Origin of the sequence: Halopseudomonas litoralis (genome assembly GCF_900105005.1) — a bacterium.
Lineage (GTDB): Bacteria > Pseudomonadota > Gammaproteobacteria > Pseudomonadales > Pseudomonadaceae > Halopseudomonas > Halopseudomonas litoralis.
The window spans coordinates 1,245,458-1,259,668 of the sequence record NZ_LT629748.1 but is presented as its reverse complement, the minus strand read 5'-3'; the positions used below and the strand labels follow the sequence as shown (position 1 = coordinate 1,259,668).

11 protein-coding genes are annotated in these 14,211 nt (G+C 57.7%); 9 read left to right on the top strand and 2 right to left on the bottom strand.

Features of this window, described 5'->3' with window-relative positions; genetic code table 11:
- Positions 1-205: 205 nt before the first annotated feature.
- From metH to BLU11_RS06090, 9 genes are all read left to right on the top strand, one after another.
- Positions 206-3,898, top strand: coding sequence for a methionine synthase (gene metH, locus BLU11_RS06130; protein ID WP_090272534.1), 3,693 nt, complete (start codon positions 206-208; stop codon positions 3,896-3,898).
- A 70-nt stretch (positions 3,899-3,968) separates the two neighbouring features.
- Complete coding sequence (gene pnuC / locus BLU11_RS06125) at positions 3,969-4,529, top strand: nicotinamide riboside transporter PnuC (protein ID WP_090272533.1); 561 nt, start codon at positions 3,969-3,971, stop codon at positions 4,527-4,529.
- Positions 4,526-5,050 (top strand): AAA family ATPase, encoded by a 525-nt coding sequence (locus BLU11_RS06120; protein WP_090272532.1) that lies wholly within the window; start codon positions 4,526-4,528, stop codon positions 5,048-5,050. The genes pnuC and BLU11_RS06120 overlap by 4 nt, the downstream gene beginning before the upstream one ends.
- Before the next feature lie 115 nt (positions 5,051-5,165).
- Positions 5,166-6,515 (top strand): MATE family efflux transporter, encoded by a 1,350-nt coding sequence (locus BLU11_RS06115; protein WP_231702276.1) that lies wholly within the window; start codon positions 5,166-5,168, stop codon positions 6,513-6,515.
- A gap of 24 nt (positions 6,516-6,539) precedes the next feature.
- Complete coding sequence (locus tag BLU11_RS06110; protein WP_090272531.1) at positions 6,540-6,779, top strand: DUF2970 domain-containing protein; 240 nt, start codon at positions 6,540-6,542, stop codon at positions 6,777-6,779.
- 371 nt (positions 6,780-7,150) lie between these two features.
- Positions 7,151-8,809 carry a nitrite/sulfite reductase gene (locus BLU11_RS06105; RefSeq protein WP_090272530.1) on the top strand — a complete coding sequence of 553 codons (1,659 nt, stop codon included), beginning with the start codon at positions 7,151-7,153 and terminating at the stop codon, positions 8,807-8,809.
- Positions 8,793-9,287, top strand: a complete 495-nt coding sequence (locus tag BLU11_RS06100) for a DUF934 domain-containing protein (protein WP_090272529.1) — start codon at positions 8,793-8,795, stop codon at positions 9,285-9,287. Before BLU11_RS06105 ends, BLU11_RS06100 begins: the two co-directional genes overlap by 17 nt.
- Before the next feature lie 394 nt (positions 9,288-9,681).
- The gene (locus tag BLU11_RS06095) at positions 9,682-11,976 is read left to right on the top strand and encodes a catecholate siderophore receptor Fiu (RefSeq protein WP_090272528.1); all 2,295 of its coding nucleotides are present in this window, start codon (positions 9,682-9,684) and stop codon (positions 11,974-11,976) included.
- A gap of 98 nt (positions 11,977-12,074) precedes the next feature.
- A complete protein-coding gene (locus tag BLU11_RS06090; protein ID WP_090272527.1) occupies positions 12,075-12,755 on the top strand; it encodes a Fe2+-dependent dioxygenase in 681 nt (226 codons plus the stop codon).
- A 164-nt stretch (positions 12,756-12,919) separates the two neighbouring features.
- Here BLU11_RS06090 and BLU11_RS06085 read toward each other — a convergent pair whose 3' ends face one another.
- Both BLU11_RS06085 and BLU11_RS06080 read right to left on the bottom strand, forming a co-directional pair.
- Entirely contained in the window at positions 12,920-13,879 is a 960-nt protein-coding gene (locus tag BLU11_RS06085) for an alpha/beta hydrolase (RefSeq protein WP_090272526.1), read from the bottom strand.
- Positions 13,876-14,196, bottom strand: coding sequence for a DUF2218 domain-containing protein (locus BLU11_RS06080; RefSeq protein ID WP_090272525.1), 321 nt, complete (start codon positions 14,194-14,196; stop codon positions 13,876-13,878). The genes BLU11_RS06085 and BLU11_RS06080 overlap by 4 nt, the downstream gene beginning before the upstream one ends.
- Between the last annotated feature and the right edge of the window lie 15 nt (positions 14,197-14,211).

Here is a 14,211-nt window from a genome sequence, read left to right as displayed (position 1 = left end):
CGTGTTCGATGTCTTGATGTCGGACAGTGTACGGGATTCGCACCCGCGAATAAAGACCCACCTTTTCACTTGGTTATTATCTTCAGCACCCTCTCCCGCTTCTTCGCGCTTGAATGAAATCCATGTGCCTTGAATAGCTTTCATTCAGTACGGAACGTCTTCTGGTAAACTGCCCTGCTGTGTACTCATTGATTCTGGAGTTTCCATGTCTGACCTGACCACCCGTTTGACTGCCTTGAATGAGGCTCTGCGCCAGCGCATCCTGATACTCGACGGGGGCATGGGCACCATGATCCAGAGTTATCGGCTCGAGGAAGCGGATTTCCGCGGTGAGCGCTTTGCCGACTGGCACCGCGACCTCAAGGGCAACAACGACCTGTTGATCCTGACCCGTCCCGACGCCATTGCCGCCATGGAAAAGGCTTACCTGGATGCCGGTGCAGACATCATCGAGACCAACACCTTCAACTCCACCCGCGTCTCCCAGGGCGACTACGGCATGGAAGAGCTGGCCTACGAGTTGAATCTGGAAGGCGCTCGTCTGGCTCGCCGAGTGTGCGATGAAAAAACCACTGAAACCCCGGACCGTCCGCGCTTTGTAGCCGGCGTACTCGGGCCAACCAGCCGAACCTGTTCGCTGTCACCGGACGTGAATAATCCGGGTTACCGCAACGTGACCTTTGATGAGCTGGTGGACAACTACAGCGAGGCCACGCGCGGTCTCGTAGAAGGCGGCGCCGATCTGATCATGATCGAGACCATCTTCGATACCCTCAACGCCAAGGCGGCGATCTTTGCCGTGCAGGGTGTGTTCGAGGAACTGGGTGTCGAGCTGCCGATCATGATTTCCGGCACCATCACAGACGCCTCCGGCCGTACTCTGTCCGGCCAGACCACCGAAGCCTTCTGGAACTCGGTGCGCCATGCCAATCCGATCTCTGTCGGTCTGAACTGCGCACTGGGGCCCAAGGAACTGCGTCCTTACCTGGAAGAACTCTCAGGCAAGGCCGCCACCTATGTATCCGCTCACCCCAACGCCGGCCTGCCGAATGCGTTTGGTGAGTACGACGAGTCGCCCGAAGACATGGCGAAGATCGTCGGTGAATTCGCCGCCTCCGGCTTCCTGAACATCGTCGGCGGTTGCTGCGGCACCACCCCGGAACATATCAAGCAGATTGCCGAGGCGGTAAGCAGCTACCCGCCCCGGCAGATCCCGGACATTCCCAAGGCCTGCCGCCTGTCCGGCCTGGAGCCCTTCACCATCGATCGCGACTCACTGTTTGTGAACGTCGGTGAGCGCACCAATATTACCGGTAGCGCCAAATTCGCCCGACTGATCCGCGAGGACAACTATACCGAGGCCCTGGAAGTTGCCCTGCAGCAGGTTGAAGCCGGCGCCCAGGTGATCGACATCAACATGGATGAGGGCATGCTGGATTCGAAGAAGGCCATGGTGACCTTCCTCAATCTGATTGCCGGCGAGCCGGATATTTCCCGGGTGCCGATCATGCTCGACTCCTCGAAGTGGGAGATCATCGAAGCCGGCCTCAAGTGCATCCAGGGCAAGGGCATCGTCAACTCCATCTCAATGAAGGAAGGCGTTGACGAATTCAAGAAACACGCCCGGCTGTGCAAGCGCTACGGCGCTGCCGTCGTGGTCATGGCCTTTGACGAAACCGGCCAGGCCGATACCGCCGCCCGCAAGCGCGAAATCTGCCAGCGCTCCTATGACATCCTGGTCAACGAAGTCGGCTTCCCACCGGAAGACATCATCTTCGACCCGAACATCTTTGCCGTGGCCACCGGCATCGACGAGCACAACAACTACGCCGTGGATTTCATCGAGGCCTGTGCCTTCATCCGTGATCACCTGCCCTACGCGCTGACCTCGGGCGGCGTATCGAACGTATCCTTCTCATTCCGCGGTAACAATCCGGTACGCGAAGCGATTCACTCGGTGTTCCTGTATTACGCGATTCAGAACGGCCTGAAAATGGGTATCGTCAACGCTGGCCAGCTGGAAATCTACGATCAGATTCCGCTGGACCTGCGTAACAAGGTCGAGGACGTAATTCTCAACCGTCACCCCGGCGCCACTGAAGCCCTGCTGGCGATTGCCGAAGACTATCGCGGCGACGGCTCGGTCAAGGAAGTGGAGAACGAGGAATGGCGCAGCCTGCCGGTAGACAAGCGCCTGGAACACGCGCTGGTCAAAGGCATCACCGCGTTCATCGTCGAAGACACCGAGGAGTGTCGTCAGCAGGCAGCGCGCCCGATCGAAGTCATCGAAGGTCCGCTGATGTCCGGCATGAACGTGGTCGGCGATCTGTTCGGCTCGGGCAAGATGTTCCTGCCCCAGGTGGTCAAGTCCGCCCGGGTGATGAAGCAGGCCGTTGCCCACCTGATTCCTTTTATCGAGGAAGAAAAAGGCGATAAGCCGGAGGCCAAGGGTAAGATCCTCATGGCCACGGTCAAGGGCGACGTACACGACATCGGCAAGAACATCGTTGCCGTGGTACTGGGTTGCAATGGCTATGACATTGTCGACCTGGGCGTGATGGTGCCAGCGGACAAGATCCTCAAGACCGCCATTGAAGAAAAATGCGACATCATCGGCCTCTCGGGCCTGATCACCCCCTCGCTGGACGAGATGGTGCACGTTGCCCGGGAAATGCAGCGTCAGGACTTCCACCTGCCGCTGATGATTGGCGGTGCGACCACATCCAAGGCGCACACCGCCGTGAAGATCGACCCGCACTACAAGAACGATGCCGTGGTCTATGTTACTGACGCGTCCCGTGCCGTGGGTGTAGCCACGACCCTGCTGTCAAAGGAACTGAAGGCTGATTACGCCAGCAAGACTCGCGAAGAATATGCCGTGATCCGCGAGCGTACCGCCAATCGCGCGGGGCGCACCAAGCGCTTGAGCTATGACAAGGCGCTGGCAGCGGGTCCGCAGTTCGACTGGACCGAGCATACTCCGGTTAAACCCGCGTTCCTCGGTCGCAAGGTACTGGAAGACATTGATCTGCGCGTTCTCGAGGACTATATCGACTGGACCCCGTTCTTCATCTCCTGGAATCTGGTGGGCAAGTACCCGCGCATCTTCGATGATGAAGTGGTCGGCGAAGCGGCCAAGTCGCTGTTCAGTGACGCGCAGGACATTCTGCGCAAACTGATCAATGAAAAACTGATCCGCGCCAAGGCCATATTCGGCTTCTGGCCGGCCAATCAGGTTGATCACGACGATATCGAACTCTACGACGAGCAGGGCCAGCCATTCAGCCGACTGCACCATCTGCGCCAGCAAATCGTCAAAACCGACGGCAAGCCGAATTTCTCGCTGGCGGACTTCGTTGCGCCCAAGGACAGCGGCATCACCGACTATGTGGGCGGCTTCATCACCACTGCCGGCATTGGCGCCGAGGAAGTGGCTAAGGCTTATCAGGACGCTGGCGACGACTACAACTCGATCATGGTCAAAGCACTGGCCGACCGGCTCGCCGAAGCCTGCGCCGAGTGGCTACACCAACAGGTGCGTCGCAAGCATTGGGGCTATGACCCGGAGGAAACGCTGAGCAATGAAGAGCTGATAAAGGAGCAGTACAAGGGTATCCGCCCAGCCCCCGGCTATCCGGCCTGCCCGGATCACACCGAGAAAGGCACCTTGTTCGAGTTGCTCGACCCCCAGGGTGACTGCGGCGTGACGCTCACCGAGCACTATGCCATGTTCCCCACCGCTGCCGTCAGCGGCTGGTACTTCGCCCATCCCAAGGCGCAGTATTTTGCCGTTGGCAAGATCGACAAGGATCAGGTCGAGAGCTACAGCAAGCGCAAGGGCCAGGATCTCGAAACAACCGAGCGCTGGCTGATGCCAAACCTGGGTTACGACATCTGATATTGCATGCCGGTGGTCTGCGCCTGCGCAGCCACCGGCCCCTTCTTTCCTCCTTGCCGCTTCGGCTTCCATGACCTCATTCGAAATCATTGCTGCCCTGCTGGGTGCTGTCTCGGTTTGGCTGACGGTGCGCCAGAACCCGTTGTGCTGGCCGGTCGGGCTCGGCATGGTGCTGATGTACGCCTGGTTCTTCCAATCCACCGGCCTCTATTCCCAGGTTCTGCTGCACCTCGTGTATGCGGCAGTGCAGGTCTATGGCTGGTGGCAATGGACACGCGGCGGTATTCGACAGCCACTGCAGGTAACCTCTGTCTCACCGCGTGGGCTGCTGCTCGGCGGCGCTGCTGCCTGCCTGATAAGCATGGTGCTGGGCGCGGCCATGGCGGGTTTCACGGACGCCGTTCACCCGCGACTGGATGCCACTCTGGTCGCCTTCAGCCTGCTGGCCCAGTTCTGGATGGCGCTCAAGCGCGTCCAGTGCTGGTTGTTGTGGCTGGTACTGGACATTGCCTATGTGGCACTGTTTCTGTATCAAGGTTACTACCCTACCGCAGCGCTGTATTGCGTGTTCGTGCTGCTGGCAGCAATGGGCTGGCGGCAATGGCGTGCAGCACAGGCGGTGGCGCCATGAAGGTAGTGGTACTGACCGGCCCCGAATCTACTGGCAAGAGCTGGCTGGCCGCTGAGCTGCAGCATCATTTTGGCGGCCAGCGCGTCAGCGAGTATGTGCGGGAATATGTGGATCAGCTACAGCGTGACACCCATTACAATGACGTGTCACCGATCGCGCGCGAACAACTACGCCGGGAAGATGCGGCCCGCCAACAAAATCCGGAACTGCTGATTCTCGATACCAATCTGCTGAGCAATCTGCTGTGGAGCCGGACGTTGTTCGGACGTGCTCCTGACTGGCTGGAAGCCTCACTGCTGACCCGTCGCTACGACAGCTACCTACTGCTGTCGCCCGAAGGCGTGCCCTGGATCGGCGATGGCCAGCGTTGCCAGCCGGAGCTGGATAAACGGCTTGTCTTTCACAACGCGTGCCGGCAATGGCTGACCGCCCATGGGCAGCCGATGGTCGAATTGGCTGGCGATTGGTCCGAGCGTCAGGCCGAGTCCATTGCCCAGGTGCAGCAGTTGCTCGATAGCTAAGGGCTGTTCCCGGTTCATTGTCAGCCGCCGGCATCTGTTATAGTCAGCCGCCTCGCCAGTAATGCCTGCGATGCAGGCCGCTGTACAAGTCACCTGCAACCGGTACACCGATATCGTGAGTAAACGTCGATTCCACCTGCTGCCCAGTCCCGAGCGATTCAAGAATATCACCCTGCTGGGACTGCCGATCATGGGCGGCATGCTCAGCCAGAGCTTACTGAACCTGGTGGACGCGGCGATGGTTGGCTCGCTCGGCGAAGCAGCGCTGGCCGGTGTCGGGCTGGCTGGATATGCCAACTTCATGGCCATCGCGCTGGTCATGGGATTGGGGGTCGGAGTCCAGGCCACCGTGGCCCGTCGTCGTGGTGAAGGCCGCCATCAACAGATCGCAGCCCCTCTCAACCATGGCCTGTTTCTCGCCGCCCTGCTGTCCCTGCCTCTGATGCTTCTTTGCTGGTTCAACGCTACCAACATCATCAGTCTGCTCAGCCAAGATGCCGAGGTCATCGACATCGGCAGCGAATACCTGCGTTGGCGGGCGCTGGCGATCATTGCCGTAGGCTGCAATTTCGCCTATCGAGGCTACTGGAACGGCATACGCCAGACCAGTCGCTATCTGCAGATTCTGGTGGCCATGCATGTATTCAATATCATCATCAGCTATGGCCTGATCTTCGGCCACTTCGGCCTGCCGGCAATGGGCGCGGCCGGCTCCGGACTGGGCACCAGCATCGCCATGTTCATGGGTACCGCCATGTACTTCCTGTTGACCTGGCGTACCGGCCGTAAGCATGGCTTCATGCGCAGCCTGCCGAGCTTGGTGGATATCCGCTTCATGCTGCGCCTGTCCTTGCCCAACTCCATGCAACAGTTCTTCTTCGCCACCGGAGTGACCGTGCTGTTCTGGATAGTCGGGCAGATCGGCACCTCCGAACTGGCCATTGCCCATATACTGGTAAATCTGGCGCTGCTGCTGATTCTGCCGGGTGTTGGGCTGGGCATGGCCGCCACCACACTGGTCAGCCACAGCCTCGGCGAGAAGAACCCTCAGGAAGCCTACCGCTGGGGCTGGGACGTGGTTCGAGTCGCTGTGGTAACGCTGTTCCTCATGGGCTTGCCCTTCTGGCTGGCGCCCCAGCTGGTACTGCAGGTATTCACCCAGGATCCACATCTACTGGCGCTGGGTGAGTGGCCGCTGCGCATTACCGGACTCGGCATGACGCTGGATGCTACCGCCCTGGTACTGACCCAGGCGCTGCTCGGCGCCGGAGCCAGCCGTACCGTCATGAGCGTGAACCTGGGTAGTCAGTGGCTGATCTTCCTGCCCTGCGCCTATCTGGCAGGTCCCGTGCTCGGCGGGGGCCTGCTTGCAGTCTGGTTACTGCAGACGCTGTATCGCACTATGGCTTCTGTTATCTTTGCCATAATGTGGAGACGCAAGCACTGGACTGATATTCAGATCTGACGGACCACCGGAGAGCGAACAGAGATGACCGATAATAAGAAAAACGACAGGAAGGATTCCACCAACCCAAGCAAGATGCGCTTGCGAGACATGTTCAGCACCATTCTGTTCGGTGCATTGGGGGTGCAGAGCAACAAGGCCAGAGAGCGGGATTTCAGCCAGGGAAAACCAAGCCACTTCATCTATTTCGGGCTTGGTTTCATGCTGGTGTTCATTCTGGTATTGGTAGGTATCGTGAAACTGGTAACGCACCTGGCAGGGTAGTCACCCCTGCCCTGCGGTTTAGTGCTGACTGACCCAGAACACGACCGTCAATACCGCAATCAGGATCAATGTGACTGCGGCAAAAGCGTCGAGACCGCTGTTATGGTCCCCGCCAGTGTGAATTTCATCGTCGCTCATGATAGGATTCCTGTTGTTTTTGAAATGGGAATGTACTGCCGGTACAGTTAAGCCCAGACCAGCCAAATGCACAAGTTGCCTTGTGCCGGAACATCTTTATTCGATCTAAGCATATAGATAAACATTCCTTTTAAGCATAAAGCAAAACTGATATTGTCTCCGCGCTTCCTGAGCCCCGCAGGGCTGAGCTTCCGTAGTCACGGGCAACGAACGCCCAACAACAGGTTGTCAGAATGTATATTTACGACGAGTATGATCAACGCATCGTAGAGGACCGCGCCAAGCAGTTCCGCGACCAGGTACGCCGCTACCTCGCCGGCGAATTTTCCGAAGCGGAATTTCTCCCGCTGCGCCTGCAGAATGGCCTGTATGTACAACGGTACGCGCCCATGCTGCGTATCGCCGTTCCTTATGGCGTGCTGTCTGCCGAGCGGCTGCGTAAACTGGCCTACATCACCCGTCGTTACGACAAGGGTTATGCGCACATCACGACTCGTCAGAATATTCAGCTCAACTGGCCGAATCTGGAAGAAGTGCCGGACATTCTCGAAGAGCTGGCCCAGGTTCAGATGCATGCCATCCAGACCAGCGGCAACTGCATTCGCAACACCACCACCGACCAGTTCGCCGGGGTTGCTGCAGACGAGTTGATCGACCCGCGTCCCTGGTGTGAAATCGTCCGCCAGTGGTCCACCTTTCACCCGGAATTCGCCTTCCTGCCGCGCAAGTTCAAGATCGCCATCAACGGCGCTGAACAAGACCGCGCAGCGATTGGCATTCACGATATCGGTCTGAATGCGGTACGCAACGAGCGAGGCGAACTGGGCTTCCAGGTTCTGGTTGGCGGTGGCCTTGGCCGCACCCCCATGGTCGGTGCCGAAATCCGCGAGTTCCTGCCCTGGCCGCACCTGCTGACCTACCTCGAAGCCATCCTGCGTGTATATAACCGCTATGGTCGCCGTGACAACAAGTTCAAGGCGCGGATCAAGATTCTGGTCAAGGCCCTGACACCGGCAGTATTTGCCGAGAAAGTCGAAGCCGAATGGCAGAACCTCAAGGATGGCAGCGCGACGCTGACCGAATCCGAGCTGCAGCGCGTCAGCAAGTACTTTGTGCCGCCTCAGTACGAAACGCTGGACGGTGATGACGCGGGCTACCTGAGCAAGCGCGAAACCGACAAGGGCTTCAACAACTGGGCCATGCGCAACGTTCAGTCCCACAAGGTGCCGGGCTACGCCGCAGTCACCCTGTCGCTGAAAGCGACTTCCATTTCTCCCGGTGACATCACCGCCGAGCAGTTGGACGCCGCCGCCGATCTGGCCGACCGTTACAGCCTGGGCGAGATTCGCTCAACGCACTATCAGAACCTGGTACTGCCCTACATCAAGCAGAGCGACCTCTACGAGCTGTGGTTGCAGTGCCGCGAACTGGGTTTTGCCACACCGACCATCGGTCTGCTGACCGACATCATCTGCTGCCCAGGCGGTGATTACTGCTCGCTGGCCAACGCCAAATCGATTCCGATTGCCGAATCCATCCAGCGTCAGTTCGACAACCTGGACTACCTGCATGATATCGGTGAGCTGGAACTGAACATCTCCGGCTGCATGAACGCCTGCGGTCATCACCACGTCGGTCATATCGGTATCCTCGGCGTCGACAAGAAAGGCCAGGAGTTCTACCAGGTATCCCTTGGCGGCAAGTCAGGTCGCGACTCGGCCATCGGCAAGATTCTCGGCCCCTCCTTCGCCGCCGACCAGATGCCGACAGTGGTACAGAAGCTGATTGACGTCTATGTGGAAAACCGCACCCCGGAAGAGCGTTTCATCGATACATTTGAGCGTATCGGTATGGCCCCGTTCAAGGAGCAAGTGTATGCAGCAAATAATTAAGGGTAACCGGGTCGTTGAAGACGCCTGGCAACTGCTGCCCAAGGACACCAACACCGACGACCTGACCAACACCGGCAACATCATAGTGCCGCTGGCCCTGTGGCTCGAACATGCCCATGCACTCAAGGCGCGTGATGGCGGCCTGGGCATATGGCTGGACGCTGACGAAGAAGCTGAAGTCATTGCCGATGACCTGCAGCATTTTCAGGTCATCGCGCTGAGCTTCCCGGTATTCAGTGACGGTCGCAATTACTCCAATGCCCGTCTGCTGCGTGATCGCTATGGCTATGAGGGCGAGCTGCGCGCCATTGGCGATGTACTGCGCGACCAGTTGTTCTTCATGCACCGCTGCGGTTTTGACGCCTACGCCCTGCGCGAGGATCACGACCCGCATGCAGCACTGGCCAGCCTGAATGACTTCTCCGAAGTGTATCAGGCCGCCACTGATCAGCCGCTGCCGTTGTTTCGGCGCCGTTGACTGGAACGACAAACCGGACGCTCAGGCGTCCGGTTCTGTTTCATGTATCGCTTACCTTTCAACTGATGCTTAATTCCATTTACTTGATGCCAAGGTGGTGGCAGAAAAGAAGTGCAAGCGTTTTAGCTTTTTGCCGCAGTAGCTCGGTTCATGTCCGGCACAATCTCGCTTAGCCTCATATCCGTAAAACCTGAACGGCCCGCACGGGGGCGTCTCCGATCGTTTCCCTGGGGTCACTTACCGTTGGAAAAGTTCTTGCACACATCACAGCGCAGAAATATTAAGTAATATTTTTATTGAAAACAATACTGATTCTCATTAGCATGGCGACCGATTCCAAAGTCAGAAGCGAAATGACTTCTGAACCTACAAAAATGGAAAGGGTAGCAACGCCATGCAAAAGTCTTCTTCGCCGTTCATTCACTCCAAGAAACATCGCCTTCAGCAGCCGGTAGCGACTGCCTTCTCATCACTGTTGTTGTTGTCTGGTACCGCTGTAGCGCAAGACGCAGCTAACGTCGTTGAATTGGATGCCATGCAGATTGAGGGCAAGGCTGCCTCTTACCGCGCCGATACCGTCAGCTCTCCCAAGTTTACCCAGCCGCTGCTGGATACTCCGCAGACCATTCAGGTAATCACCAATCAGTTGTTTACGGAGCAAGGCGCGACCACCCTGACAGAGGCGCTGCGCAACAGTGCCGGCGTGGGCACTTTTTATGCGGGAGAGAATGGCAACACCACCACGGGTGACTCCATTTACATGCGCGGCTTTGACACCTCCGGCAGCATTTTTGTGGATGGCGTGCGGGATATCGGCTCAATCTCCCGCGACCTGTTCAATATCGAGCAGGTGGAAGTCGAGAAAGGACCGGCCGGTACTGACAGCGGTCGCAGCTCGCCGTCGGGCTCGATCAATCTCAGCACCAAGCAGGCGAACCTGAGAGATTCCAATCTGACCAGCATGACCGTTGGTACCGACGGCCAGAAGCGAATAACGGCGGACCTGAATCAGACGCTGAATGAATTGTCGGGTAGTGCGGTGCGCCTCAATCTGTTGGGGCAGGACAGCGATGTGGCCGGTCGTGATCATGTGAACAATAGCCGTAATGGCATTGCTGCCTCCTTCGGTTTTGGTCTGAATACCGATACGCGCGCTTACCTTAATCTGATGTACGTGAAGCAGGACAATATCCCCGATGGTTACGTGCCAGCGGTGGGTATTGACCATTGGAGCCCGCAGGCAGGCTTGGAGAATCTGGTTGGTAATCCGGTTGATAGCGAGAACTTCTACGGTACCAAGCAGGATCACGATGACGTCACCGCCAAGATGGCCACCTTCCGTTTTGAGCACGACTTTTCCGAGCAGGTCAGGCTGACCAACGTCGTGCGCTGGGGTGAAACCAAGCAGGATTATTTGCTGACCGCGTTCATGAGCACCGGCACCAACATCACCTATACCGATGTCAATGACCTGTCTACTTACATGCTGTCGCGTAGCCTGCCTACCTTCAAGGACATTGAAAACACCATCCTTACTAATCAGTTGAACCTGCGAGTCGATTTCAACACGGGTAACGTGGAGCATAATCTGCTGACTGGCGTCGAGCTGACCAAGGAAGAACAAACCAGTTATGGCGTTGCTGGAACCGGCAGTCGCCCGGATGCCAACCTGTTCAATCCCAACTGGAGCGACACCGGCGATCTGACCTACTCACGCAGCGGCGCAGACAGCGAGGGCGAGACCAACACCTACTCCGTTTACGTATTCGACACCCTCAAGTTTGGCGAGCAGTTCCTGGTGAGTGGTGGCGTGCGCGCTGACCATTACAATACCGAGTACAGCAGCGACGCGGTATGTGGTGGTACCGGTCGCCGCGCTGTGCCCTGTGGCGCGTTGCCCACCGGCAGCGTCGTAAATACCATCGACGCCGACGACAGCGATACGCTGATCAACTGGAAACTTGGCGCCGTTTATAAGCCTGTGCCACAAACCAGCCTGTATGTTAATTACGCGCTGTCCCAACAGCCCCCAGGCGGCTTGAACTTCCAGTTGAGCAACTCGGCATCCAGCTCCAGCAATCCGAACATGGACCCACAGGAAGCCAATACCTACGAGCTTGGCGTGAAGTGGGATGCCATCCCCAATGCGCTGACCTTGAATGCAGCAGTGTTCCGTACCGATGTGCTTAATGAGATCAGCGAAGATGACCTCGGCAATCCGACGCAGGATGGCGAGAAACGGGTACAAGGTATTGAGCTGTCGATGGTAGGCGCTATCACCCGAGACTGGTCTGTCTCCGCAGGTTATACCTACCTGGATACTGAAGTGACCGAAGGCGATGCCATCACGGCCAGCGGCTCGAACAATCTGACCTATACGCCGGATCATGCATTTACCAGTTGGACTACGTACCGCTTCCCCTCCGGCCTGACCGTGGGTGGTGGCGCGCGTTACACCGCTGGGCTGACGCGTGGCAGAGACGGCGCCCAGGGAACGCCGGACCATACCGACTCCTACACCGTGTTTGACGCTGTGGTGTCTTACCCGGTGCTGGACAGCGTAACTCTGCGCTTGAATGCCTATAACCTGGCCGACGAAGAGTACGTCGCTTCGATTAACAAGAGTGGCTACCGATACACGCCTGGAGCCCCGCGCACCTTCCTGTTCAGTGCTGATATGAGCTTCTAAGCCGGCTGATCAATACGCTTCCTCTGAACGGTTTTCAAGCCATTCAGAGGTTGCTCGGAAGCCCGCTTATTTGCCAAGCTCGTGAGGGGTGAAATTTTATGTTGGTTCATATTCCTGAAGTGCTCAGTAAAGCCGAGGTTGCGGAGGTTCGTAGGCGACTGACGGCTGCTGAATGGGTCGATGGCCGCGCGACTGTGGGACACCAGGGCGCACAAGTGAAACGCAATCGGCAGTTGCCGGTCGATTCGCCGCTAGGGCTCGAACTGGGCGGAATCATCTTGCAACGTCTGTACGCCAACCCACTGTTCATGGCGGCCGCCCTGCCGCTGCGTTCGGTGCCGCCGCTGTTCAGTATTTATAGCGGTGGCGAGCATTACGGCTTTCACATCGACGGTGCTGTGCGCCAGCTGCCGTTCAACCAGTTGAGTCTGCGTACCGACGTGTCATCGACACTGTTTTTGTCAGAGCCGGAAGAGTATGACGGCGGTGAGCTTGAAGTGCAGGATACCTATGGTTGCCATGAGATAAAGCTGCCGGCCGGTGACCTGATTTTGTATCCCTCCAGCAGTTTGCATCAGGTAACCCCGGTCACCCGTGGCGAAAGGGTCTGCAGTGTTTTCTGGAGTCAAAGCATGGTGCGCTCAGACGCGCAGCGTGCGCAGTTATACGATCTGGATGGCACTATTCAGCAGCTGCGAGAGAAGATCGGCGAAAGCCCTGAGGTGCTGAGCTTGACCGGGCATTATCATAATCTGTTGCGGCAATGGGCAGACCTTTAGGCTACAAATCTGGTTTGCAGTGACACCAAAGCGTGACTCAGTAGAGATTTAAAAGAAATACCGTCCGTGACTTGTGGTGATGGCTGTCACGTCGCTACTTTTGACGGCTTCACATTTATATTCAAAGCCAGAGCGTGATCAAAAACAGACCCACGTGTACCGGCCTATTTGTACTTGGAACATTTATCAGCACCGGCAACACTACAGCGCCTGTGGCCCGAGACAAAGCTCAGAACCCGCAGGCTGGTCAGGCTGGCATTAGTACCATGATCGGCGTCGGCGGTGATCAGGCGCTCGCTGTACAGTCCCTGTGACTGCAAAGGTTGCAGCGCCTGATATAGCTCGTCGAGGTTACTGCGCATACGACGGCCCTGCAGCTTCACCTCGCGCGCAGAGACTGGCTCCCCGCTGTACTCCTCTGCCGAGCCAACCGTCAGGAGCAAGCGCGGGCTGCGCGGCAGCACAGCGAGCTTGCGCTTCAGCTCCGGCAGTTGGCTTAACAAGCCAGGGTGGTCCCACCAGAGCGACGGGCTGGCGGCAATATAGTTCTGGAAGGCGTCCGGCATCTGAAACAGCGTGTAAAGTGTAAACAGGCCGCCATAGGAGTGCCCGAACAGGCTTTGCTGCTGCGGATCAACAGGAAACCGGCTGGCGATCAGTGGTTTGAGTTCCTCCTGAATAAAGCGCAGAAACAAGGCCGCATTACTCTGGCGAACAGCCGTTCGCTCGGTCTGCGAGTCAGGCAACACTGGCGTGTAGTCCTCGGCGCGGGCTTTGAAATCGTATAGACCGTCTATCGGATAGCCAATGCCAACGATGATAACCGGCTGGCCCAGTCCATCGCCCATTCCCAGCTCGGCACCACGGGCCTGCAGCGCCAGGGGCGCGAACTTGGCATTGCCATCCAGAACGTAGACCACCGGATAACCTGACGCAGGCGGTGGCGCTGTCGGCACTGAGACGAAGATGCGATAGCTACGCCGAGTGAAGCGGGACACCTGGTCGGTCTGCTCGCTTTGGGGCAGCTGCGCTGGCCGCCAATCTGGTGTAGGTAGAGCGCTGGCCTTCACGCTACCAATGCAGCACAACGACAACATGGCCAGCAAACGCCATAGGACTTTCACGAAGGCGTCTGATCAGGCTGGTAGGCTGCTGGCGCGTCAGCGTTCCACTGTATCTGCAGGTTTTCGCGGCGGGCAAAGCGTTCCAGATGATCTTCCAGCACAAAACGCATCATGGCCGCACCGCCCAGTTCCGGGGCGCTGCAGCTAAACGTCAACTGCGTGGTACCGGCCTGCATGAGGCACTGGCCGTAAGGAAAGAGTGCCTGGGCCTGATCAGCATCCAGTTGGATATCGATTTTATGCGCAAAATGCTTGCACAGCTTGTTCATATACAGCGCGGCCGACGCAGTGTCGGCCTTTCCGTAAAACTCGATCATGTAGAAATCCTGTTA

Coding starts and splice junctions, on each gene's coding strand:
- metH (WP_090272534.1), top strand. CDS start 206: ATGTCTGACCTGACCACCCGTTTGACTGCCTTGAATGAGGCTCTGCGC.
- pnuC (WP_090272533.1), top strand. CDS start 3,969: ATGACCTCATTCGAAATCATTGCTGCCCTGCTGGGTGCTGTCTCGGTT.
- BLU11_RS06120 (WP_090272532.1), top strand. CDS start 4,526: ATGAAGGTAGTGGTACTGACCGGCCCCGAATCTACTGGCAAGAGCTGG.
- BLU11_RS06110 (WP_090272531.1), top strand. CDS start 6,540: ATGACCGATAATAAGAAAAACGACAGGAAGGATTCCACCAACCCAAGC.
- BLU11_RS06105 (WP_090272530.1), top strand. CDS start 7,151: ATGTATATTTACGACGAGTATGATCAACGCATCGTAGAGGACCGCGCC.
- BLU11_RS06100 (WP_090272529.1), top strand. CDS start 8,793: ATGCAGCAAATAATTAAGGGTAACCGGGTCGTTGAAGACGCCTGGCAA.
- BLU11_RS06095 (WP_090272528.1), top strand. CDS start 9,682: ATGCAAAAGTCTTCTTCGCCGTTCATTCACTCCAAGAAACATCGCCTT.
- BLU11_RS06090 (WP_090272527.1), top strand. CDS start 12,075: ATGTTGGTTCATATTCCTGAAGTGCTCAGTAAAGCCGAGGTTGCGGAG.
- BLU11_RS06080 (WP_090272525.1), bottom strand. CDS start 14,196: ATGATCGAGTTTTACGGAAAGGCCGACACTGCGTCGGCCGCGCTGTAT.